The organism is Sinomonas cyclohexanicum (genome assembly GCF_020886775.1).
GTDB classification, from domain to species: domain Bacteria; phylum Actinomycetota; class Actinomycetes; order Actinomycetales; family Micrococcaceae; genus Sinomonas; species Sinomonas cyclohexanicum.
In genome coordinates, this window is record NZ_AP024525.1 from 3,582,801 (window position 1) to 3,604,589 (window position 21,789).

The following is a 21,789-nucleotide window of genomic DNA, read 5'->3' on the forward strand; positions in this document are numbered from 1 at the left end:
GGGAGTGGCATCGGGCCTGCCTTCGGGCGGTGGCCTGCGTCGCAAGACGCAGGCCACCGCCCGAAGGGGCGGGGCCCCCGCATCGCCCCCGGCGAAGGTGAGGCGGGTCAGCCCTGCGGCGTCGCCACGATGACCTGGGCCGCCCGAAGGAGGCGCGCCTCGGTCTTGTAGCCCACGCGCAGCACCTGCTGGACGGTGTCCACCTCGATGCCCTCGCCGGGTTGCTGGATGAGCGCCTCGTGGACGTTCGGGTCGAACTCGACACCCGTCTGGTCGATCCGCTGGAGCCCCTGGCTCGTGAGGACCGACTCGAGCTTCGCGGCAATCGCCGCGAACGGCCCGTCCGTGAGGTCACCGTGGGCGCGGGCGGCGTCGAGGTCGTCGACCACCGGCAGCAGCGAGCTCAGGACGCCGAACACGGCGGCCTCCCCCGCCACCGCACGGTCGCGGTCCACGCGCTTGCGGTAGTTGACGTACTCGGCCTGGAGCCGCTGCAGGTCGTCGCGGAGTTCCTTGACGACCACGGCCAGTCCGGCGCCCTCCTCCTCGCCGGCAGCTTCCCGGAGGATCTGCTCGGCCTGCGCGAGGGCGTCGTCGGCGTCGTGGGGCTCGTCGACGGGACGCATGTCCTCGTGCTCGGGGTGCGCCGCGCCTGCCTCGTCGGTGTGGCGGGCCTGACCCGTGACCGGGTCGACCTTGCGGTTGTCCCGGATTACCGGTTCAGGACGCTCGCCGTCGCGCTCGCGCTCGGGTTCGTTGTGGTTCTGGTCTGAGTGAGAAGCCATGGTTACTTCTTCTCGTCCTCGTCCACGATCTCCGCATCGACGATGTCCTCGTCCGCGTTGGCGCCGGACGCCGTGCCGGCGTCGTGCGTACCGGCCTGCGCGCCGTCGCCCGCTGCCCCGGCCTGCTGCTGCGAGTAGATCGCCTCGCCGAGCTTGGTCTGGGAGTGCTGCAGCTTCTCGAAGGCGGTCTTCACCTCCTCGTCGTTGTCAGACCCCTCCAGCGCCTTCTTGAGGGCGTCGACGTCGGCCTGGACCTCGGTCTTGACCTCCTCGGGCAGCTTGTCGGAGTTGTCGGCGATGAGCTTGTCCGTCGAGTAGGCGAGCTGCTCGGCGGAGTTGCGGCGGTCGGCGGCCTCGCGGCGCTTCTTGTCCTCGGCCGCGTGGGCCTCGGCGTCGGCGACCATGCGCTCGATGTCGTCCTTGGACAGCGCGGTGCCGCCCGAGATCGTCATCGACTGCTCCTTGCCGGTGCCCTTGTCCTTCGCGGACACGTGCACGATGCCGTTGGCGTCGATGTCGAACGTGACCTCGATCTGCGGGATGCCGCGCGGGGCCGGCGCGATGCCGGTGAGCTCGAACGTGCCCAGCGGCTTGTTGTCGCGGGTGAACTCGCGCTCGCCCTGGAACACCTGGATGGACACGGACGGCTGGTTGTCGTCCGCCGTGGTGAACGTCTCGGAGCGCTTGGTCGGGATGGCGGTGTTGCGCTCGATGAGCTTGGTCATCACGCCGCCCTTGGTCTCGATGCCGAGGGAGAGCGGGGTGACGTCGATGAGGAGGACGTCCTTGCGCTCGCCCTTGAGGACACCGGCCTGGAGCGCGGCGCCGACGGCCACGACCTCGTCCGGGTTCACGCCCTTGTTCGGCTCCTTGCCGCCCGTGAGCTCCTTGACGAGCTCGGAGACGGCCGGCATGCGGGTCGAGCCGCCGACGAGGACCACGTGGTCGATATCGGCGACCTTGATGCCCGCCTCGGAGATCACGTCGTGGAACGGCTTCTTGGTGCGCTCGAGCAGGTCCTTGGTGAGGTCCTGGAACTTGGCGCGGGAGAGCGCCTCGTCGAGGTGGACCGGGCCGTCGGGGGTGACGGAGAGGTACTGGAGCGAGATGTTCGTGCTGGTCGAGGAGGACAGCTCCTTCTTGGCCTGCTCGGCGGCCTCGCGGAGGCGCTGGAGGGCGATCTTGTCCTTGGAGAGGTCGATGCCCTTGACCTTGAGCTGGTTCAGGAGGTACTCGACGACCCGCTGGTCCCAGTCGTCGCCGCCCAGGCGGTTGTCGCCGGCGGTGGCGCGGACCTGGATGGTGGAGAAGCCGTCCTCGTCCTTGCCGACCTCGAGGAGCGAGACGTCGAAGGTGCCGCCGCCGAGGTCGAAGACGAGGATCAGCTCGTCCTCCTTGCCCTTGTCGAGGCCGTACGCAAGGGCCGCGGCGGTGGGCTCGTTGATGATGCGGAGCACGTTCATGCCCGCGATCTCGCCGGCCTCCTTGGTGGCCTGGCGCTCGGCGTCGTTGAAGTAGGCCGGGACGGTGATGACCGCGTCGGTGACCTTCTCGCCCAGGTACGACTCGGCGTCGTTCTTGAGCTTCATGAGGATGCGCGCGGAGATCTCCTGCGGCGTGTACTTCTTGTCGTCGATCGCGATCGACCAGTCGGTGCCCATGTGGCGCTTCACCGAGGCGATGGTGCGGTCGATGTTGTTGACGGCCTGGCGCTTGGCGATCTCGCCGACCAGCACCTCGCCGGTCTTGGAGAACGCGACGACGGACGGGGTCGTGCGGCCGCCTTCGGCGTTCGCGATGACGGTCGGCTCGCCGCCCTCGAGAACGGAGACGACGGAGTTGGTGGTGCCCAGGTCGATGCCGACTGCACGGGACATAGGTTCCTCCTGCTGGTTGCTGGTCTTACGTGAAATCGCCCGGATCGACGGGCCTGCAAGAAGCCCGATCAAGTTGAGCGGTCTGCACTCAACTTTACGCATCGGCGCCGCGATGTCAAATGAACTTGAGCGCGGTCGACTCAAGTTCACTCGAGACCAACTCTGGGATACCATTTCAAACAACGAAAATTTATTTCCGCAATGCGGAGTGGAGGACCGATGAAGTTCCTGAGACTGGGCGCGCCCGGCGCCGAACAGCCCGCCGTCCTGGCCGAATCGCCCGACGGCACCGAGCGGGCCTACAGCCTGCACCCCCTCACCGCAGACATTGACGGCGCCTTCCTCGCGCACGACGGCGCCGCCAGGGTCCGCGCAGCCCTCGCCGCCGGGGAGCTCCCCGCCATCGAGACCGCCGGGGTCCGCGTCGGGATGCCGGTGGCGCGGCCCCGCGCCGTCATCGGCATCGGGCTGAACTACGCCGACCACGCCGCCGAGGCCGGCGCGGCACTGCCGGAGGCGCCCGTCGTGTTCCTCAAGCCCACGAGCACGCTCGCCGGCCCATTCGACCCCGCGCCGATCCCCGCCGGGAGCGCCGAGTACGACTGGGAGGCCGAGCTCGCGATCGTCATCGGCCGCGATGCGCACCAGCTCGCCTCGCCGCCCGAGGCCGAGGCCTGCATCGCGGGCTTCACCGTGGCCAACGATCTCTCCGAGCGGACCTGGCAGATGGGCGGCGGGGCGGGCCAGTGGACCAAGGGCAAGTCCTCCCCCGGCTCCACGCCCCTGGGCCCGTGGCTCGTGCCGGCCCGCGATCTCGATCCGGGCGCGCTGCGGGTGCGCAGCTGGGTCAACGGCGAGCCGCGTCAGGACGGCAGGACCTCTGACCTCATCTTCACCCCCGCCCAGATCGTGCAGCACGTGAGCCGGTTCATGCTGCTCGAGGCCGGGGACGTGATCATCACCGGGACGCCGGCCGGCGTGGGCATGTCCGGCCGGTTCCCGTTCCTGGCCGAGGGCGACACGGTCGAGGTCGAGGTCGAGGGCCTCGGCCGCCAGCGCCACGTCCTCACGGGCGGATCGGTCAGCCCCGCCCGCTGACTCGGGTCCCGGCGCGCCGCGGGAGCAGCGCGCTGTCGGCGACGGAGATCAGCATGAGCACGGCGATCGCCGCGAACGCCACGCGGTAGGGTGCCGCCGCGGCGGCCGGATCGCCCGAGGCGATCAGGCCGCCGTCGTGCATCGCCGACCCGGCGAGACGAATCAGGAGCGCCCCCACCGCGACTCCGAGCGCGTTCCCGAGCTGGACGAAGGTGTTCGAGATCGCGTTCGCGCTGGGCAGCTGGTCCGCGCCGACGTCGGCGTACTGGAGGGTCATGTACGCGGAGAAGCCGATCGAGCGGAACACGCCCGAGAGGATGAGGACCCCGAACAGCACGGCGTCGGGCCACTCGGGCGTTGCGAGGGCGCACACGGCGAAGATGGCCGCGGAGGCGGAGGCGGCGCTGACGAGCACGGGCTTGAAGCCCAGCCTGCGGATGAGAGGAGTCGTGGCGGGCTTGATGCCGATGTTGCCCACGAACACGGCCGCGACCATGATCCCCGCGTGGACCGGGTCCCAGCCGAAGCCGTCCTGCAGCATGAGCGGGAGCATGAACGGCACGGCGGAGATGGTGAGGCGGTAGATGAAGCCGCCGGTCTGGTTCGCGCGGAACGTGCGCACGCCCAGCACCCGGAAGTCGAACAGGGGGTGCTGGGCGCGGCGCATCCACGAGACCGCGCCCGCGAGCGCCGCGGCGCCGGCCGCGAGGACGGCGACGCCCCACGTGGAGTCGCCGCCGCTGTGCCCGAGCAGTTCGAGGCCGACGACGGCGCCCGCGACTCCCAGCGTGGTGAGTCCCAGGCCGGGCCAGTCGAGCCGTCTGCCGGGATCCGCCCCGCCCGAGGGGACGAGCCGGGCGGCGGCGACGAGCGCGGCCGCGCCGAGCGGCAGGTTGACGAGGAAGATCCAGTGCCACGAGAGGAACTGGGTGAGCGCCCCGCCCACGAGGGGCGCGAGGACGGGGGCGAGGAGCCCGGGCCAGACGAGGAACGCGGTGGCCCTCAGCAGCTCCTCCTTCGGGGTGCCGCGCAGCACCACGAGCGAGCCCACGGGGACCATCATCGCCCCGCCGAAGCCCTGCACCGCGCGGAACACGGTGAGGGCCGCGAGCCCCGGGCTCAGCGCGCACGCGAGCGAGGCGAGGGTGAAGACGAGGATCGCGGCCATGAAGACCCGGCGTGCGCCGAAGCGCTCGGCGAGCCATGAGCTGACCGGGATGCCCATGGCCACCGTGATCAGGTAGGCCGTCATCGTGATGTTGACGTCCGCCGGGGCCACGCCGAAGTCGGAGCCGATGGCCGGGAGCGCCGTGGCCAGGGCCGTCCCGTCGAGGAACTCCATGAAGTAGGTCGCGGCCACGAGGAGCGCGAGGCGGGGGTTCCAGGCGGAGGCCGTCGCGGGTCCATCGGAGGCACGGGGAGTCACCGGCCAAGCCTAGCGCCGCGCGCACGAGGCGACGCGGCGCCGTCGTGCGCCGCGGGGCTGTGGGTCAGGCGCGCGCGTCACACGCGCGCGCCCGGCGAGGATCCGGTGAGGATCAGAAGGACGGGTACATCATCGACTGGTTGAGCACGTCCGCGCTGGCCGGGGTGACGGCGGCCAGGGCCACGATGCCGACCGTGAAGATGAGGCTGATGAGCAGCCAGACGGCACTGAACTTCGCGAGGGTCCGGATCTCGGCGCGGCTCACCTCGGCCTTGTCCTCACGGACGGCCTGGACCTGAGCGCTGAGGCGTGCCAGAGGCGACGGCGCGGTGGCGAGGATGCGGTTCGACGCGCAGTCGATGCTGCCGTCGCGCAGCGTGGCGACCATACGGTCGGCGCGCCGGTCGAGGCGCATGCTTGCGATGTTGTGGCCGTGTCGGGCCAGGAGGATGTCCTCGCCCAGGCGCATGCGGCCGCGACGACGGATACCACCGGTGGTGTGCGGGTTCTGGATCAGGGACATGCGTGCTCCTCTCTGACGAGGGGCACCATCGGCCCTCAAAGTCGTATATGATTCGCTCCCAGTCTACGGACCGGGCGGGTGCTGTTCCGACGCTTTGCGGGCTTTCGTAGCCAACCTCACAGGGGTGTGTGATCGCTTCGGTAACGTTGAGACATGGATGCCCCGGACAGCACCGCCCAGACCCCCGACGACGTCTACACGCACGGCCACCACGAGAGCGTCGTGCAGGCGCACGCCGCACGCACTGCCGAGAACTCGGCCGCGTTCCTCGTCCCCCACCTCAACCCGGGCCTGGCCGTGCTCGACGTGGGCTGCGGGCCCGGGAGCATCACGTGCGACTTTGCCCGGCTCGTGGACCCGGGTACCGTGCTGGGGCTCGACCGGTCCGAGGACATCGTGGCCCAGGCGCGCGCCCTCGCGGAGGAGCGCGGCGTCACGAACGCGTCCTTCGCGGCGGGGAACGTCTACGACCTCGACCTCGAGGACGAGTCCTTCGACGTGGTGCACGCCCACCAGGTCCTCCAGCACCTCACGGACCCCGTCGCGGCGCTCCGGGAGATGCGCCGCGTGGCCAAGCCCGGCGGCATCGTCGCCGTGCGCGATGCCGACTTCCACGGGATGAGCTGGTACCCCGAGCTCCCCGAGCTGGACGAGTGGATGGACCTCTACCAGCGCATCGCCCGGCACAACGGCGCCGAGCCCGACGCCGGGCGGCGGCTCGTGAGCTGGATGCAGGAGGCAGGCTTCACGGACGTGGCGCCCACGTCCAGCAACTGGCTGTACGCGACGCCGCAGCAGCGCGCCTGGCAGGCCCGCGTATGGAGCGAGCGGGTGCTGCATTCGGCGTTCGCGGAACAGTCGCTCGAGTACGGGTTCGCCGAGCGGGCCGACCTCGACCGGATCGCCGCAGGGTGGCACCGGTGGGGCTCGTCGGCCGACGGCTGGTTCCTCATCCCCAACGGCGAGATCATCGCCCGGGCCTAAGGCCCGGCGGCCCCGGCGTTCGCCGCGGCCGCGGGCATCGAGACCTCGAGGCGAGCCTCGTGGCCCTAGGCTTGTCTGGTGCCCATCTCTGTCTGGGGCGCCCTCGTGGGCGCCTGCCTGCTGATCAGCTTCACCCCCGGCGCCGGCGCCATCAACACGATGAGCAACTCGCTCACCTCGGGGTTCCGGCGTGCCATCTGGGGCGTGCTGGGGCAGCAGGCGGCGCTCGTGGTGCACCTCGCCATCGTGGCGGCGGGGCTCGGCGTGCTGGTGGCGAGCTCGCCGGTGGCGTTCAACGTGATCCGCTACCTCGGCGCCGCCTACCTCGTGTACCTGGGCATCCGGCAGTTCATCAGCAAGCCGGACACCTCGCACGAGGCCGTCGCGGCACTGGCCAACGAGCCGGCGTGGTCCATGTTCCAGCGCGGGCTGTGGGTCAACCTGCTCAACCCGAAGGCGATCGTCTTCTTCCTCGCGTTCATCCCGGGGTTCGTGCGCCCCGACCTGCCTCTGTGGAGCCAGTACCTCGTGATCGGCGCGACGATCGTGGTCGTGGACATCCTGGTCATGTGGTTCTTCTTCGCCCTCGCCGCGAAGAGCTTCCAGCGCTTCACCCAGAGCGAGCACGGCCAGCGGGTCGTGAACCGGGTGTTCGGCGTCCTGTTCGTGGGCGTCGGAGTGCTCCTCGCCGTTGTGTGACCGGCGATGCGTGCGCCGCTGTATCGGGACCCTATGCTTAGTCGCATGAACTCGACGGCGAGCCCCTATCGGATCATCACGGTCTGCACCGGGAACATCTGCCGCTCGCCCATGGCCGAGTTCATGCTTGCCGATGCGCTGCGCGCTGCGGGCCTCGGCGACAGCACCGTGGTCGACTCCGCGGGCACCACGGGGTGGGAGATCGGCAGGCCGATCGACCCCCGCGCCGCCCGCGTCCTCGACGGGCACGGCCTGCGCCCCCAGCTCCACACCGCACGGCAGTTCGAGCCCGTGTGGTACCTCGAGCGTGAGCTCATCCTTGCCCTCGATGTGGACCACTATGGCCACCTGCGCGAGCACGCCCCCGCCGGGACCGAGCACAAGGTGCGGATGATGCGGGAGTTCGACCCCACCGTCGCCCATCTCGACCACCTCGACCAGGGGATCGAGGACCCTTGGTTCGGCGACCAGAGCGACTTCGAGGCGACGTGGAAGCTCATTGCCGCCTCTGTGCCCGGGATCGTGGCCCACGTGCGGCGTGAACTCGCTGCGTGCGGGCTCCCCGCCGACGCGTGAGCCGCGTGGCCGGCGGAAGCGGGCCCCGGCCGGTCGTCGTCGCGATCGATGGCCGCTCGGGGGCCGGCAAGACGTCCCTCGCCGTCGAGCTGGCCGCCGCGCTGCGTGAGCACCGCACGGTGGCCCTCGTGCACCTCGAGGACCTCTACCCGGGGTGGGACGGCCTCGGAGAGGGGATCCGCCGCTGCGCCGAGCAGGTCCTTGCGGCGCTGTCCCAGGGCAAGCCGGCCCGGTGGCGCGCGTGGGACTGGGCGGCCGGCGCGGAGGGGCCGGAGCGGGTGACCCAGCCCGCCGACGTCGTGCTCGTCGAGGGCGTCGGCGCGGGCGCGGGCCCCCTGCGCGCACTGTCCGACGCGCTCGTGTGGGTCGAGGCGCCGGCCGAGGAGCGCAAACGCCGCGCCCTCGCCCGCGACGGCGACGTCTACGCGCCGCATTGGGACCGCTGGGCAGCGCAGGAGGAGGCGTGGCTCGCGCACGACGACGCCGCCTCGGCCGCCGCCGTCACCGTCGCCTCCCTCGCGGGCCCGGACAGGCCAGACGGGCTCACGGCCCGGGTGCTCAGCGCGCTCGCCGAGCTGCCGCAGCTTCGCGAGTTCCTCGCGCCCGAGCGGTCCGGGCGGGAGTCCGCGGGCGCCGTCGTGCGCAGGATGCGGGGGGTGCCGGATCCCGAACGGCTCTTCGGCGAGCTGTTCGGCGGCTCCGGGCACGCCGTGTGGCTCGACTCCTCCGACGCCGAGGCCGGGGCCCCTGACGCCGAAGTCTGGCCCCCTGACGCCGAGGTCATCCGGCGGAATCGGTTCAGCATCATGGCCGACGACGGCGGCGAGCTCGGCCGCCGGATGTCCCATCGTCGGGGCCTGACCGAGGTCATCGAGGGCCCCGCGACCGACGCCCCGGTGAACGTGCGCTTCGACGCGCCGTTCTTCCGCTGGCTCGACTCCGAATGGGGGCACGGCCAGACGCCGGCCGTCCCGGGCCTGGAGTGCGGATTCGCGCTCGGCTGGCTCGGCTATCTCGGGTACGAGCTCAAGAGGGAGTGCGGCGGATCGGACGCCGACCCCGGGCTGCCCGACGCCCAGCTCCTCTACGCGGCACGCGCCGTCGTCCTCGACCATGCGCTCGGCGAGGCCTGGCTTCTCGCCCTCGACGCGCCGGATGCCGGGGCGTGGCTCGACGCCGCGTCCACAGCCGTCGATGAGTGCACACAGGACCAGACCCCGGCGTCACAGGGCCCGGCCTCCGCGCCGGAGCCGGCCTTCACGGCCCGGGACTCCGCCGCCGCATACATGGACAAGGTCCGCGCGGCCCAGGCGGAGATCACCGAGGGCAATACGTACGAGGTCTGCCTCACGACCACCCTGGAGGCGACGGTCCCGCATCCGCCCGGCCAGCCCGGCGTCGAGCCCCTTGAGATCTACCGCGCCCTGCGCCGCCGCAGCCCGGCGCCGTTCGCGGCGTTCGCGCGTTTCGGCGGCCTCCAGATCGCGAGCACGTCCCCGGAGCGGTTCCTGTCCCTCACGGCGGACGGCGCCCTCCGCGCCGAGCCCATCAAGGGCACCCGCCGCCGGTCCCCCACCGCGTCCCCCACTCACGCCGCACTCGCCGACGAGCGAACGCGCGCCGAGCTCGCCGCGAACCCCAAGGACCGCGCGGAGAACCTGATGATCGTGGACCTGCTCCGCAACGACCTCAGCCACCACGCAGTCCCGGGGTCGGTGCGCGTCTCGCGCCTCTTCGCGGTCGAGACGTACGCGACCGTCCACCAGCTCGTGAGCACCATCGACGCGCGTCTCCGGCCCGGTGCCTCCCGCGCGGAGGCCATCGCGGCGGCGTTCCCACCGGGTTCCATGACGGGCGCGCCGAAGATCAGCACGATGGGCATCCTCGACCGCCTCGAGGCCGGCCCGCGCGGCGTCTACTCGGGCGTGATCGGCTACTTCTCCCGCACGGGAGCCGCGGACCTCTCCGTGGTGATCCGCACATTGGTCGTCGAGCGGCTCGGCGGCGCGCACGACGGCGCCACCCGCCTCACGCTGGGAGTGGGCGGCGCCGTCGTGGCCGACTCTGACCCGGCCGACGAGTACGAGGAGATCCGCACCAAGGCCTTCGCGGTCCTCAGCACGCTCGGTGCCGAGTTCCCGGGCTGACCCGCGAGCCGGCCGAAGCCTTTGGAAGTCACGTCCTGGGAGTCACCTCTTGTGACCCCCACGAGGCGACCCTTAGATGGATGGCATGAAGGCCATCGTCGTGGGCGCCGGGATCGCCGGCCTGGTCACCGCCCGGCAGCTGGGCCTGGCCGGCTGGGAGGTCGAGGTCATCGAGCGGTCGCCGGGCCCGCGCAAGGACGGGTACATGATGGACTTCTTCGGCCCGGGCGTGGAGGCCTCGGAGCGGATCGGCCTGTACCCTCGGCTCGCGGCGGCATCGTATCGGGTCGAGGCGGCCCAGTACGTCACGCCCGAGGGCCGCGTCACGTCGAGCCTGAGCTACCGCCGCTTCGCCGACCTCGCGGGGGGAAAGGTCCTGAGCCTCCTCCGCCCCGACATGGAACTCGCGGCCCTCGACGCGCTCCGCGACGTCCCCGCCGGCCGGGTCGAGGTCCGCTACGGCGCGGGCGTCGGGGACGCCGCTGTGCGGGCCTTCGCAGCGGACGCCGACGTAGTGATCGGGGCGGACGGCATCCACTCGGAGGTCCGCGCGCAGGCGTTCGGCCCGGAGCCGGAGTTCCTCCGCCCTCTCGGGATGCGCGCCGCCGCATTCATCGTCACGGAGCCGATCCTCAACGCGCGCTTCCACAACAGGTTCATCCTCACGGACAGCATCGACCGCATGGCCGGGCTATACAGCCTCCGCACCGACGAGGTCGCCGCATTCCTCGTCTACCGTGACACGGCAGACGGCGCCGCACACGACGCTGCCCCGGCCACCCTGCTGGACGCCCGCGCCCGCCTGCGGGAGCGCTTCGCCGGCCTCGGGCCCACCGTGGACCGGCTCCTCGAGCTGTGCCCCGAGCACCCCTACGACGACGTCGTCGCACAGATCGTCATGCCCCACTGGCAGACGACCCACCGGCACACCGCGGACCGCCGCGCTGCCCCCGTGGTCCTCGTCGGCGACGCGTGCGGCGCGGTCTCCCTCCTGGCCGGGCAGGGCGGCTCGCTCGCGATCGCCGGCGCCGCGCTCCTCGGCGACCTGCTCGGACCGGTCGCCGGCCCCGAGGGGATCCCCGCTGCCCTCGCCGCGTTCGAGGACCGCTGGCGCCCCTTCGTGCTCACCGCACAGGCGTCCGGCCGGCGCGCGGCGGCCTCATTCCTCCCATCCGGGCCCCTCGCGCGGCTCCTGCGGCGGTGGGTCATCCGCGCGTCGAACCTGCCGGTGATCGACGGGATCGTCGCCCGCAGCATCGTGGGCAGGATCGCGAAGTAGCGTCCCGCGTCGCACACCGCTCGGCGCACGACGGCGCCGTCCCCACCAAGGCGGGCACGCGCCGTCGTGCGCTGGGCACACCCGCGCTACTGCAGCGTCGCCGTGAGCCGCGCGACGTTGTCCACATACCGGCTGAGCATCGGCCTGCTGCGCCACTCGTGCAGATCGAGGCGCTTGCTCACGTTGCGGTACATGTCCTCGACCTTGCGCATCTGGTCGACGATCTCCGCACCCGGGAGCATGAGCGAGACCTCCATGTTGAGGGAGAACGAGCGCATGTCCATGTTGGAGGAGCCGAGGACGGCCACGTCGTCGTCGACCGTGAAGTGCTTCGCGTGGAGCACGTACGGCTTGGGATACCGGTAGATCTTGACCCCGGCGACGAGGAGCTGGTCGTAGTAGGACTGCTGGGCGTGGTGCACGAGGAACTGGTCCCCCTGCTCGGAGACGAACAGCTCGACGTCGACCCCACGCTGCGCGGCCGTCGTGACCGCGTAGAGCAGCGAGTCGTCGGGGACGAAGTAGGGGCTGCAGATGGAGAGGCGCTGCTGGGCCGAGTAGATGAGTGTGTTGAACAGGCGCAGGTTGTTCTCGTTCGCGAACGCTGGGCCGCTCGGGACGACCTGGGCCGGCTCGTCGCCGGCGGGTTCGGGTGCCACGAGCTGCGCTTCGAGCATCTCGTCCGTCTCGGAGAGCCAGTCGGTGGCGAAGACGACATTGAGTGTCGTGACGGCCGGCCCCTCGACCCTGGACATGAGCTCGACCCACTTCCGGTTGCCGCGGCGGTGGTACGAGCGCTCGATGAGGTTCAGCGAGCCCGTGAACGCCGCTTCGCCGTCCACCACGAGGATCTTGCGGTGGTTGCGGAGGTCCATGCGGCGCCACTGTCCGTGCACGGGCATGACCGGCAGCATCCGCCGCCACTGCATCTTCGTCGCGTCGAGCCGCTTGAGGAACGTGCGGTAGCCGGGGATCCGGAGGGATCCGATGTGGTCGAACAGGAACCGGACCTCGACGCCCCGCTCGGCCGCCTCGGCGAGTGCCGTGAACAGCCCTTCGGTGACGTCGTCCCACGCGACGATGTAGAACTCGGCATTGACGAACCGCTTGGCGTTGCGGACGGCCTCCGTCATCTCGGCGATCGCGTCCTCGTAGCCGGGGATCAGGCGGACGCGGTTGCCGCTGACCATCGGAAGCGACCCGAGGCCCCGGTTCAGCTGCGCCGCAGACTGCAGCCAGTCAGGGCCATCGAACTCGGTGTCGACGTCGTGCGAGTCCGCGAGCGCCGCCCGGACGCGGGCGCTCACCTCCTGCTGCTGCTCGCGGCGCCTCCCGGAGAAGCGGAAGTTGCCGAACATGAGGAACAGGAGGAGGCCGACGGTCGGCACGAAGAAGATCGCGAGGAGCCAGGCCATCGCGGTGGTGGGCCGACGGTTGCCCGGGATGACGCCGAGCATGACCACCCGGATCACGAGGTCCACTATCCCGAGGACGAACGTGAGCCAGTTCGGCAGGAGCCCGATGAGCGGCAGCTGCAGGAGCATGGGCCCAGCCTACGGTGAGGCACAGCCTAAGCTGTCCCCATGACTCAGACCGTTCTCGTGTTCCTCGACCGCGCGTTGCCCGACGGACGGATCGAGGACGCCACCAAGCCGCAGCTTTTCGCCACCGATCTCGGGGCCACACGCGGCGACGGGGTGTTCGAGACGCTCCTCGTCCTCGACGGGCACGTCCGCAAGCTGCCCGCGCACCTGTCCCGCATGCAGCACTCCGCCGCGGTGCTCGAGCTCGAGGTGCCCGGGCACGAGGCGTGGGAGCGGGCCATCGTCACGGCCCTGGACGAGTACCAGCGGGCGGTGGGGCCGCTCACCGAAGTGGTCGTGAAGCTCGTGGCGACGCGCGGCGTCGAGGGTGCGCACGAGGCGACGTGCTGGGTCGCCGCCTCCGCCCCCGCTCCGGCGGCGAAGCGCCAGCGCGAGGAGGGCATCGACGTCCTGCTCCTGGACCGCGGCTACGACTCCGACCTCGGCGAACGCGCTCCGTGGCTCCTCCTCGGTGCCAAGACGCTCTCCTACGCGGTGAACATGGCCGCGCTGCGGTACGCGCACTCCCATGGCGCCGACGACGTCATCTTCACCTCCTCGGACGGCCAGGTCCTCGAGGGGCCCACCTCGACCGTGCTGCTCGCCCACGCCGAGACGGACGACGCCGGCCGGGTCACCGCCCGCAGGCTCGTCACCCCGCGCCTGGATTCCGGCATCCTCCCGGGCACGTCCCAGGGGGCCCTATTCGCCGCGGCCAAGGAGGCCGGTTGGGAGCTCGGGTACGGGCCGCTCGTCCCGGACGACCTGTTCGACGCCGACGCCGTGTGGCTCATCTCCTCGGTGCGCCTCCTGACCCCCGTGAACCATCTGGACGGCAAGCCGATCGGGGCCGACCCGGTTCTGGCGAAGGCCCTCACGGACGAGCTCGCGGCCCTGTTCGACAAGATCCACTGACGTCGCGATCGGGTCGGGTGCTCCGCTTGTCGCGCCCACACGACCCGACCTCGGCGGAAGCGGGCCACCTCTGGAATTTAGTTGGAAGTCCGAGTATCTTCGATCTCAGATGACTTGGATCACATCCGCCCCCAAGCGAAGGAGCTTGTCATGGTCCGCGACCTCACGCACTACATCGGCGGCACGCGCGTCGACGGCACGTCCGGGCGTTTCAGCGACGTCTACAACCCCTGCACGGGCGAGGTCCAGGCCCGCCTGCCTCTGGCCAGCAAGGAAGAGGTCGGTGAGGCGGTCGCCAGCGCCGAGAAGGGCCAGGCCGAGTGGGCAGCCATGAACCCGCAGCGCCGGGGCCGGATCCTGCTGAAGTTCGTGGACCTCGCCAACGAGCACATGGACGAGCTCGCCGAGCTGCTCTCCTCCGAGCACGGCAAGACGTTCGCGGACTCGAAGGGGGACGTGCAGCGCGGCCTCGAGGTCGTCGAATTCTCCGCCGGCGCGGCCCCGCACCTGCTCAAGGGCGAGTTCTCCGACAGTGTCGGGACGGGCGTTGACGTGCACTCGCTGCGCAAGCCCCTCGGCGTCGTCGCGGGCATCAGCCCGTTCAACTTCCCGGCCATGATCCCGCTCTGGCAGGCCGGCCCGGCCCTGGCCGCGGGCAACGCGTTCATCTGCAAGCCGTCCGAGCGGGACCCGTCGGTCCCCCTCCGCCTCGCTGAGCTCCTCACGGAGGCCGGCCTGCCGGACGGCGTATTCAACGTGGTGAACGGTGACAAGGAGGCCGTGGACGCGCTCATCGGGGACCCGCGCGTCAAGGCGATCGGGTTCGTCGGCAGCACCCCGATCGCCCAGTACATCTACGCGGAGGCCGCGGCGCACGGCAAGCGCGCCCAGTGCTTCGGCGGAGCGAAGAACCACATGGTCATCCTCCCCGATGCAGACCTGGACATGGCTGCGGACGCCCTCATCGGCGCGGGCTATGGCTCGGCCGGCGAGCGCTGCATGGCGATCTCGGTCGCCGTCCCGGTGGGCGAGGAGACCGCCAACGCGCTCGTCGGCAAGCTCCAGGAGCGCATCAAGGACCTGCGCGTGGGCGCGAGCATGGAGCCGGACGTGGACTTCGGGCCGGTGGTCGCCCAATCGGCCAAGGACCGGATCGAGGGCTACATCGCCGCAGGCGTCGAGGCGGGCGCAGACTTGGTCGTGGACGGCCGCGGCCACACCGTCGAGGGCTACGAGGGCGGCTTCTGGGTCGGCCCCACGCTGTTCGACCGCGTCACGGAGGACATGTCGATCTACCGCGAAGAGATCTTCGGCCCGGTCCTGTCCGTGGTCCGCGCCGCGGACTACGACGAGGCCCTCCGCCTGTGCTCCGAGCACGAGTTCGGCAACGGCGTGGCGATCTTCACCCGCGACGGCGACGCCGCCCGCGACTTCGCGAGCCGCGTCGAGGTCGGCATGGTCGGAGTCAACGTGCCGATCCCCGTCCCGATCGCGTACTACACGTTCGGCGGCTGGAAGGCTTCCGGCTTCGGCGACCTCAACCAGCACGGCCCGGACGCCTTCCGCTTCTTCACGAAGACCAAGACCGTCACGTCCCGCTGGCCGTCCGGCGTCCGCCAGGGCGCGAGCTTCGTGATGCCGGCGGGCAGCTGAATGGGGGCGGGGGAAACAGCTACGGCAGCTGAGCCGGAGGTCCTGTTCGAGCGGAAGGGGAGGCTCGGCGTCGTCGTGCTCAACCGGCCGCGCGCGGTGAACGCGCTCACCGAGGGGATGGCCGCGGCGATGCTCGCGCGGCTGACGGAGTGGGCGGAGGACGACGCCGTGCAGACGGTGCTCGTGCGCGGGGCCGGCGAGCGCGGGCTGTGCGCGGGCGGCGACATCGTGGCGATCTACCGCGACCTGCTCAACGGCGGCGACGCGACCGCGCGCTTCTGGGCGACCGAGTACCGGCTCAACTCGCTCATCAGCCGGTACCCGAAGCCATACGTGGCGTTCATGGACGGGCTCGTGCTCGGTGGCGGCGTGGGCGTCTCGGCCCACGGCTCGCACCGGGTCGTCACGGAGCGGACTCGCACCGGCATGCCGGAGACCACGATCGGGTTCGTGCCCGACGTCGGCGGAACCCTCCTGCTCGCCTGCGCGCCCGGCGAGTCGGGCACGCACGCGGCGCTCACGGGAGCGCACCTCGACGGCGCGGACGCGCTGCACCTGGGCCTCGCGGACTTCTTCGTGCCGAGCGATCGGCTCGACGAGCTCGCCGCGTCGCTGGAGACGGAGCGGGCGGACGCCGCCGTGGCGCGCCTCGCGTCCGAGCCTCCCCTCTCGGCGCTGGCCGAGCAGCGCGGCTGGATCGACGCCGCGTACTCCGCGGACGAGGCCGAGGAGATCGTGGCCCGGCTGCGAGCCTCGGACAACGCGACGGCCCGCGAGGCAGCCGACACGATCGCGTCGAAGTCCCCCACCTCGGTCAAGGTCACGCTCGAGGCGCTTCGCCGCGCCCGGGCGCGGGGACCCGTGCCGGCGGCGCTCGAGGAGGCCCTCGAGGAGGAGTACCGGATCGGGCTGCGGCTCCTGGCCGGGCATGACTTCCGCGAGGGCATCCGCGCCCAGGTCATCGACAAGGACCGCAGCCCCCGGTGGGAGCCCGCGACGCTCGAGGGAGTGCGCCGCGCCGACGTGGAGGCGTTCTTCGCGGCCTTGGGCGGGCGCGAGCTCGGCCTCGTCGCGTCGGTGGCAGCCGCGCCATGACCGCACGCACTCGGACCGCATCAACCCGCAGCACGAAGGAGAAGCCATGACCGACCAGTCGACGGCCCCCCAGCCGGGCGCCATCGCATTCCTCGGCCTCGGCCACATGGGCGGCCCGATGGCGGCCAACCTGATCAAGGCCGGGTACTCCGTCGTGGGGTACGACCCGATGCCCGCCGCCGTCGAGGCCGCGAAGGCCCACGGGGTCCCGATGGCCGGGTCCGCCGCGGAGGCCGTTGCCGGTGCCTCCGTGGTGCTGACCATGCTCCAGAAGGGCCAGCAGGTCCTCGACGTGTACCGCGGAACCGACGGGCAGCCCGGGCTCCTCGCGGTGGCGGCTCCCGGCACGATGTTCCTGGACTGCTCCACCATCAACGTCACGGAGGCGCAGGAGGCCGCCCAGGCCGCGATCGACGCCGGCCACCGCGCGGTGGACGCGCCGGTCTCCGGCGGTGTCGTCGGCGCGGAGGCCGGCACGCTCACGTTCATGGTGGGCGGGGCCGACGAGGACTTCGAGACCGTGCGCCCCCTCCTCGAGGCCATGGGCAAGCGTGTGGTGCACTGCGGCGCGCACGGGCTCGGGCAGGCGGCGAAGGTCTGCAACAACATGATCCTGGGTGTGTCCATGATTGCCGTGAGCGAGGCTTTCGTGCTTGGCGAGAAGCTGGGCCTCACGCACGAGGCGCTGTTCGACGTCGCCGCGCACGCCTCCGGCCAGTGCTGGGCGCTCACCACCAACTGCCCCGTCCCCGGCCCGGTGCCCACGAGCCCCGCCAACCGCGACTACCAGCCCGGGTTCGCCGGCGCACTCATGGCCAAGGACCTGCGCCTGGCCGTGAACGCGCTCGAGCACGCCGGGGTCTCGGCCGAGATGGGCCAGCTGGCGTCCAGGATCTACGACGCGTTCGCCGCCGGCGACGGCGCGGGCAAGGACTTCTCGGGCATCATCAACACGATCCGCGACCAGTCCGAACCAGCCGCCCCGCCCTCCGTCTAGGGGTCACCTTCTGGGGGTCACCTCCTGGGAGTCACATTCTGGGGGCCACCTCCTGCGGGTCGCGTGGGCGAACTCCCCAACCTTCGATCGATGCCGCGCGCGACACGCCGGCAGAATCACCCGACACGCCGCGCATTGAAGCTTAAAGCTGGGCGCGAAGCCCGAAGGACCTGCCTCCCAGGAGGTGGCCGCAGAAGCTGGCGCGACCAGGGAACCTAGGCGCGGTCACGCACGACGGCGACCACTCGCCGTCGTGCGCGACCTCCCCTGGCGCCCCGCGCCCCGTCTGAAAGTCAGCTTCTGGGGGTCACGTCCCGAAGGTCGCGCGTGGCGAGCTCCCCAACCTTCGGTCGATACCGCGCGCGACACGCCGACACAACCACCCGACACGCGGTCAATTGAAGCTTAAAGCCGGGCGCGAAAGCACACCGACGAAAGGTGATCCCCGGAAGCTGACTTCTAGATGGTGACCCCCAGAAGGTGACCCACAGACGGGGGCGTGGGCGTCGAGCCGCCTCCGTGCCGGGAAGTCCCCCCGCGTCTACGCGAAATCGCCCGCGTCGCGGCGGAATTCGCCGAGGATGCGGATCAGGTCCTCGACGTCGCTGCCCGTGAAGCCGGACCGCCCGAAAACCTCGGTGTTGAGGGCTGCCGTCGCCTTCTCGGCCAGCGCGCGCCCCTCGGCCGTGAGCTCGATGAGCGTGGTCCGTCCGTCCGTGGGGTGGCGCGTCCTGGTCACGAAGCCAGCGCCCTCGAGGCGGTCCACGGCGTTGGTCACGGACGTGGGGTGCACCTGGAGCAGGGCGCTTGCCTTGCTCATGGGCAGCGCCCCGGTCCGCGCGAAGCTCAGGAGCGCGAGCATCTCGTACCGGGCGAACGTGAGCCCGAGCGGCTTGAGCACGTCCTCGATGCGGGCGATCAGGATCTGCTGGGTCCGCATGATCGCGGTGATGGCGGCCATGGGCGCCGCGACGTCGCCCCACCCGTGCCGCTCCCAGTTGCGCTGGGCGTCGGCGATCGGGTCACGGGGAAGCGGGGCGCCCATGGTCCTCCTGTCGTGGTGTGGTGCGTGCGCGGCTAGTCCTTCAGGGACGGGAAGTCGGCCTCGGAGTACTCGATGCCGAACCCGCCCGCCGCCGGGACCTGACCCGCCGACGCCTCGGGGGCACCGTGCCGCGCCTCCTCACTGTGCCGCAGTTCGACCCGGCGGATCTTGCCCGAGATGGTCTTGGGCAGCTCGGCGAACTCGATGCGCCGGATCCGCTTGAACGGCGCCAGCTGCGCGCGGCAGAACCGCAGGATCTCCTCCGCGACGTCCGGCCCCGGCTCGTACCCGCCCGCGAGGACCACGAACGCCTTCGGCACCGAGAGCTTCACCTCGTCCGGCGAGGGCACGACGGCGGCCTCCGCCACCGCGGGGTGCTCGATCAGCACGCTCTCGAGCTCGAACGGCGAGAGCCGGTAGTCCGAGGACTTGAACACGTCGTCGCCGCGGCCCACGTAGGTGATGACGCCGTCGGCGTCCCGCGTGGCCATGTCCCCGGTGTGGTAGTAGCCGTCGCGGAACGCGTCGGCCGTCTTCTCCGGGTCGCCGTGGTAGCCGATCATGAGCCCCACCGGGTGGGGGTCGAGGCGGAGGCACAGCTCGCCGTCGTCCGCCTCCTCGCCGGTGGCGGGGTCAAGGAGCACGACGTCGTAGCCCGGCAGCGGCTTTCCCATCGCGCCGACGGTGACGGGCTGGCCCGGGCAGTTGGCTATCTGGACGGTGGTCTCGGTCTGCCCGAAGCCGTCGCGGATCGTGACTCCCCAGGCCTTCTCGACCTGGCCGATGACCTCGGCGTTGAGCGGCTCCCCGGCGGAGACCACCTTGCGCGGCGGGGCCTTCAGGCGGGTCAAGTCGGACTGGATGAGCATGCGCCAGACGGTGGGCGGGGCGCAGAAGCTCGTCACGCCCTCGGCGTCCATCTGGGCCATGAGGGCGGAGGCGTCGAACCGCTCGTAGTTGTAGATGAACACCGTGGCCTCGGCGATCCACGGCGTGAACACGTTGGACCACGCGTGCTTCGCCCAGCCGGGCGAGGCGACGTTGAGGTGGACGTCCCCGGGCTCGAGGCCGATCCAGTACATCGTCGAGAGGTGGCCCACGGGGTACGACGTGTGGGTGTGCTCCACGAGCTTGGCCCGGCTCGTGGTGCCGGAGGTGAAGTAGAGCAGGAGGGTCTCGTCGGCCCGGGTGGGGGCGCCGGGGACGAAGGCCGTGTCCGCGCTGGACGAGTCCGCATAGTCGAGGGCGTCCCGCTCGAGGCTCGCACCCGTCGTCGCGCCTCCGATGACGATGACGCGGTAGGCGCCGGGCACGTCGTCGAACTTGTGCGCATTCGCCTCGCCGACGGCCACCCACTGGGCGCCGCCCCGCTCCACCCGGTCCTCGAGGTCGCGGCGGCCCATGAGCGTGGTCGTGGGGATCATGACGATCCCGAGCTTGATCCCGGCGAGCATGAGCTCCCAGAGCTCGACTTGGTTGCCGAGCATGATGATCATGTGGTCCCCGCGCTTGACCCCCTGGGCGCGGAGCCAGTTCGCGACCTGCGCGGAGCGCGCCGAGAGCTCGGCGAACGAGCGGCGCGTCGAGCTGCCGTCCTGCTCGACGATGACGAGTGCAAGCTGGTTGCCGCGCGCCGGGTCGGCGGCGACGGCGTCGAACCAGTCGAGCGCGAAGTTGAACTCGGTGAAGCGGGGCCACTCGAACTCGGCGCGCGCCCGGTCGTAGTCCTCGCGGAGCTCGAGCAGCCTGTCCCGGGCAGCCCGGAAGTCCTCGGTGACAGTCATCGTCCGCCTTTCCGTCCTCGTGATCTGTGTCACGATGAAATATAGTTGGACTTCCTAGGGTTTGAACAGGGACTCCCCGAGAACTGCAGAGAGGCCACATGCTCCAGGCACCAGAATCGCCGCTCCGAGCCGCCGCAGCACCGACGGCCCCGCCCTTCCCCGACGCCGACCTCATGCGCGTCACGGACCTCCTGCCACCGGACGAGCGGGCCCGGCTCGCGGGGATCCGCGCGGTCCTGCAGGAGGACATCCGGCCGCTCACCGCGGCGTTCTGGAACCGGGAGGAGTTCCCGTTCGGCCTCCTGCCCCGGCTCGCCGCGCTCGGCCTCGGCCGGCTGCAGACGGACGGGTCCTCCCGCCTGTTCACGGGCCTCGCGTACATGGAGGTGGCGCGCGCGGACGTCTCGCTGTCCGCGCTCGTGGGGATCCACAACGAGCTCGTGGTCGGCATGATCAACGACCTCGGCTCCGAGGCGCAGAAGGCGCGGTGGCTGCCGGGCCTCGAGTCCTTCACCGCCCTCGGCGCGTTCGCGCTCACGGAGCCGGACCACGGCTCGGACATCGCCGGGGGGCTCGCCACGACGGCGTCGCACGACGGCGACGGCTGGGTCCTGCACGGAGCGAAACGATGGATCGGGGCCGGCACCATCGCGGACTTCGCACTGGTCTGGGCAAGGGACACCGCGGACGGAGCGGTGAAAGCCTTCATCGTCGAGACCGACAGGCCCGGGTTCACGGCCACCAAGATCGAGAACAAGATCGGGCTGCGGATCATGCAGAACGCGGACATCGTGCTCGACGGCGTGCGCGTGCCGGATGCGAACCTCCTGCCGGGTGCGACCGCGTTCTCCCAGGCCAACGAGCTCCTGCGCGACTCCCGCGCGTGGGTGGGCTGGCAGGCCGCGGGGATCCAGCTCGGCGCGTTCGACATCGCGCGGGCCTACGCCCTCGAACGCCTCCAGTTCGGGCACCAGCTCGCGGGCTTCCAGCTCATCCAGCAGCAGCTCTCCGAGATCCTCGGCAACGCGCACGCGTCGCTGTCCCTCATGGTCGGGCTCGCGCGGATCCAGGAGGACGGCCACCTCGAGATGGTCCAGTCGGCGATGGCGAAGGCGACCACCACCCGGCTCGCGCGGGCATCCGTGGCGCTCGGCCGGTCCATCCTCGGCGGCAACGGGATCACCACGGACTACGAGATGGCCAAGCTGTTCGGCGACGCCGAGGTCCTCTACACGTACGAGGGCACCTATGAGATCAACTCCCTCATCGTCGCCAGGGCCGTGACGGGGAAGTCCGCCTTCGTCTAGCCCGGACCCACGTCCC

Annotated in this window: 18 protein-coding genes; 11 read left to right on the plus strand and 7 right to left on the minus strand. The window is 71.1% G+C overall.

What is annotated here, in order from left to right; translation table 11 throughout:
* Positions 1 to 107: 107 nt before the first annotated feature.
* Entirely contained in the window at positions 108 to 785 is a 678-nt protein-coding gene (locus SCMU_RS16925) for a nucleotide exchange factor GrpE (RefSeq protein ID WP_229230261.1), read from the minus strand.
* A 2-nt stretch (positions 786 to 787) separates the two neighbouring features.
* Positions 788 to 2,662: a molecular chaperone DnaK gene (gene dnaK, locus SCMU_RS16930; RefSeq protein ID WP_229230262.1), complete on the minus strand. Its 1,875-nt coding sequence runs from the start codon at positions 2,660 to 2,662 to the stop codon at positions 788 to 790.
* A 219-nt stretch (positions 2,663 to 2,881) separates the two neighbouring features.
* On the opposite strand from dnaK, the gene SCMU_RS16935 reads away from it, so the two are divergent.
* Positions 2,882 to 3,760, plus strand: coding sequence for a fumarylacetoacetate hydrolase family protein (locus SCMU_RS16935; RefSeq protein WP_229230263.1), 879 nt, complete (start codon positions 2,882 to 2,884; stop codon positions 3,758 to 3,760).
* Here the strand turns inward: SCMU_RS16935 and SCMU_RS16940 are convergent.
* Positions 3,744 to 5,186, minus strand: a complete 1,443-nt coding sequence (locus SCMU_RS16940; protein ID WP_229230264.1) for an MFS transporter — start codon at positions 5,184 to 5,186, stop codon at positions 3,744 to 3,746. The two genes, SCMU_RS16935 and SCMU_RS16940, sit on opposite strands and share 17 nt — an antisense overlap.
* A 112-nt stretch (positions 5,187 to 5,298) precedes the next feature.
* Complete coding sequence (locus SCMU_RS16945) at positions 5,299 to 5,709, minus strand: hypothetical protein (RefSeq protein ID WP_229230265.1); 411 nt, start codon at positions 5,707 to 5,709, stop codon at positions 5,299 to 5,301.
* A gap of 153 nt (positions 5,710 to 5,862) precedes the next feature.
* On the opposite strand from SCMU_RS16945, the gene SCMU_RS16950 reads away from it, so the two are divergent.
* The 5 genes from SCMU_RS16950 (at position 5,863) to SCMU_RS16970 (ending at position 11,394) form a co-directional block, all read left to right on the plus strand.
* Complete coding sequence (locus tag SCMU_RS16950; protein WP_229230266.1) at positions 5,863 to 6,693, plus strand: class I SAM-dependent methyltransferase; 831 nt, start codon at positions 5,863 to 5,865, stop codon at positions 6,691 to 6,693.
* Between the two features lie 75 nt (positions 6,694 to 6,768).
* The gene (locus tag SCMU_RS16955; RefSeq protein ID WP_443020342.1) at positions 6,769 to 7,392 is read left to right on the plus strand and encodes a LysE family transporter; all 624 of its coding nucleotides are present in this window, start codon (positions 6,769 to 6,771) and stop codon (positions 7,390 to 7,392) included.
* Positions 7,393 to 7,437: 45 nt separating this feature from the next.
* Entirely contained in the window at positions 7,438 to 7,968 is a 531-nt protein-coding gene (locus SCMU_RS16960) for a low molecular weight protein-tyrosine-phosphatase (RefSeq protein WP_229230268.1), read from the plus strand.
* Between the two features lie 5 nt (positions 7,969 to 7,973).
* Entirely contained in the window at positions 7,974 to 10,115 is a 2,142-nt protein-coding gene (locus SCMU_RS16965; RefSeq protein WP_229230269.1) for a chorismate-binding protein, read from the plus strand.
* A gap of 85 nt (positions 10,116 to 10,200) precedes the next feature.
* Positions 10,201 to 11,394, plus strand: coding sequence for an FAD-dependent monooxygenase (locus SCMU_RS16970; protein ID WP_229230270.1), 1,194 nt, complete (start codon positions 10,201 to 10,203; stop codon positions 11,392 to 11,394).
* Positions 11,395 to 11,480: 86 nt separating this feature from the next.
* On the opposite strand, the gene cls is transcribed toward SCMU_RS16970, so the two are convergent.
* Positions 11,481 to 12,938, minus strand: a complete 1,458-nt coding sequence (cls, locus tag SCMU_RS16975) for a cardiolipin synthase (RefSeq protein ID WP_229230271.1) — start codon at positions 12,936 to 12,938, stop codon at positions 11,481 to 11,483.
* A gap of 39 nt (positions 12,939 to 12,977) precedes the next feature.
* Here cls and SCMU_RS16980 point away from each other — a divergent pair, with 39 nt between their 5' ends.
* The 4 genes from SCMU_RS16980 (at position 12,978) to mmsB (ending at position 17,637) form a co-directional block, all read left to right on the plus strand.
* Positions 12,978 to 13,892 carry an aminodeoxychorismate lyase gene (locus SCMU_RS16980; RefSeq protein ID WP_229230272.1) on the plus strand — a complete coding sequence of 305 codons (915 nt, stop codon included), beginning with the start codon at positions 12,978 to 12,980 and terminating at the stop codon, positions 13,890 to 13,892.
* A gap of 150 nt (positions 13,893 to 14,042) precedes the next feature.
* Entirely contained in the window at positions 14,043 to 15,545 is a 1,503-nt protein-coding gene (locus tag SCMU_RS16985) for a CoA-acylating methylmalonate-semialdehyde dehydrogenase (protein WP_229230273.1), read from the plus strand.
* A complete protein-coding gene (locus SCMU_RS16990; protein ID WP_229230274.1) occupies positions 15,546 to 16,640 on the plus strand; it encodes an enoyl-CoA hydratase/isomerase family protein in 1,095 nt (364 codons plus the stop codon).
* A gap of 46 nt (positions 16,641 to 16,686) precedes the next feature.
* Complete coding sequence (gene mmsB / locus SCMU_RS16995) at positions 16,687 to 17,637, plus strand: 3-hydroxyisobutyrate dehydrogenase (RefSeq protein ID WP_229230275.1); 951 nt, start codon at positions 16,687 to 16,689, stop codon at positions 17,635 to 17,637.
* A gap of 541 nt (positions 17,638 to 18,178) precedes the next feature.
* Here mmsB and SCMU_RS17000 read toward each other — a convergent pair.
* Positions 18,179 to 18,682, minus strand: coding sequence for a MarR family winged helix-turn-helix transcriptional regulator (locus tag SCMU_RS17000; protein ID WP_229230276.1), 504 nt, complete (start codon positions 18,680 to 18,682; stop codon positions 18,179 to 18,181).
* Between the two features lie 32 nt (positions 18,683 to 18,714).
* Positions 18,715 to 20,466 carry an AMP-binding protein gene (locus SCMU_RS17005; RefSeq protein ID WP_229230277.1) on the minus strand — a complete coding sequence of 584 codons (1,752 nt, stop codon included), beginning with the start codon at positions 20,464 to 20,466 and terminating at the stop codon, positions 18,715 to 18,717.
* Positions 20,467 to 20,564: 98 nt separating this feature from the next.
* Between SCMU_RS17005 and SCMU_RS17010 the strand changes: the two genes are divergently transcribed.
* Positions 20,565 to 21,773, plus strand: a complete 1,209-nt coding sequence (locus tag SCMU_RS17010; RefSeq protein WP_229230278.1) for an acyl-CoA dehydrogenase family protein — start codon at positions 20,565 to 20,567, stop codon at positions 21,771 to 21,773.
* The last annotated feature ends 16 nt before the right edge of the window (positions 21,774 to 21,789 follow it).

Excerpts from the sequence above, each read along its gene's own strand:
- SCMU_RS16925 (WP_229230261.1), bottom strand. The coding sequence starts at position 785 with ATGGCTTCTCACTCAGACCAGAACCACAACGAACCCGAGCGCGAGCGC.
- dnaK (WP_229230262.1), bottom strand. The coding sequence starts at position 2,662 with ATGTCCCGTGCAGTCGGCATCGACCTGGGCACCACCAACTCCGTCGTC.
- SCMU_RS16935 (WP_229230263.1), top strand. The coding sequence starts at position 2,882 with ATGAAGTTCCTGAGACTGGGCGCGCCCGGCGCCGAACAGCCCGCCGTC.
- SCMU_RS16945 (WP_229230265.1), bottom strand. The coding sequence starts at position 5,709 with ATGTCCCTGATCCAGAACCCGCACACCACCGGTGGTATCCGTCGTCGC.
- SCMU_RS16950 (WP_229230266.1), top strand. The coding sequence starts at position 5,863 with ATGGATGCCCCGGACAGCACCGCCCAGACCCCCGACGACGTCTACACG.
- SCMU_RS16960 (WP_229230268.1), top strand. The coding sequence starts at position 7,438 with ATGAACTCGACGGCGAGCCCCTATCGGATCATCACGGTCTGCACCGGG.
- SCMU_RS16970 (WP_229230270.1), top strand. The coding sequence starts at position 10,201 with ATGAAGGCCATCGTCGTGGGCGCCGGGATCGCCGGCCTGGTCACCGCC.
- cls (WP_229230271.1), bottom strand. The coding sequence starts at position 12,938 with ATGCTCCTGCAGCTGCCGCTCATCGGGCTCCTGCCGAACTGGCTCACG.
- SCMU_RS16980 (WP_229230272.1), top strand. The coding sequence starts at position 12,978 with ATGACTCAGACCGTTCTCGTGTTCCTCGACCGCGCGTTGCCCGACGGA.
- SCMU_RS16985 (WP_229230273.1), top strand. The coding sequence starts at position 14,043 with ATGGTCCGCGACCTCACGCACTACATCGGCGGCACGCGCGTCGACGGC.
- SCMU_RS16990 (WP_229230274.1), top strand. The coding sequence starts at position 15,546 with ATGGGGGCGGGGGAAACAGCTACGGCAGCTGAGCCGGAGGTCCTGTTC.
- mmsB (WP_229230275.1), top strand. The coding sequence starts at position 16,687 with ATGACCGACCAGTCGACGGCCCCCCAGCCGGGCGCCATCGCATTCCTC.
- SCMU_RS17000 (WP_229230276.1), bottom strand. The coding sequence starts at position 18,682 with ATGGGCGCCCCGCTTCCCCGTGACCCGATCGCCGACGCCCAGCGCAAC.
- SCMU_RS17005 (WP_229230277.1), bottom strand. The coding sequence starts at position 20,466 with ATGACTGTCACCGAGGACTTCCGGGCTGCCCGGGACAGGCTGCTCGAG.
- SCMU_RS17010 (WP_229230278.1), top strand. The coding sequence starts at position 20,565 with ATGCTCCAGGCACCAGAATCGCCGCTCCGAGCCGCCGCAGCACCGACG.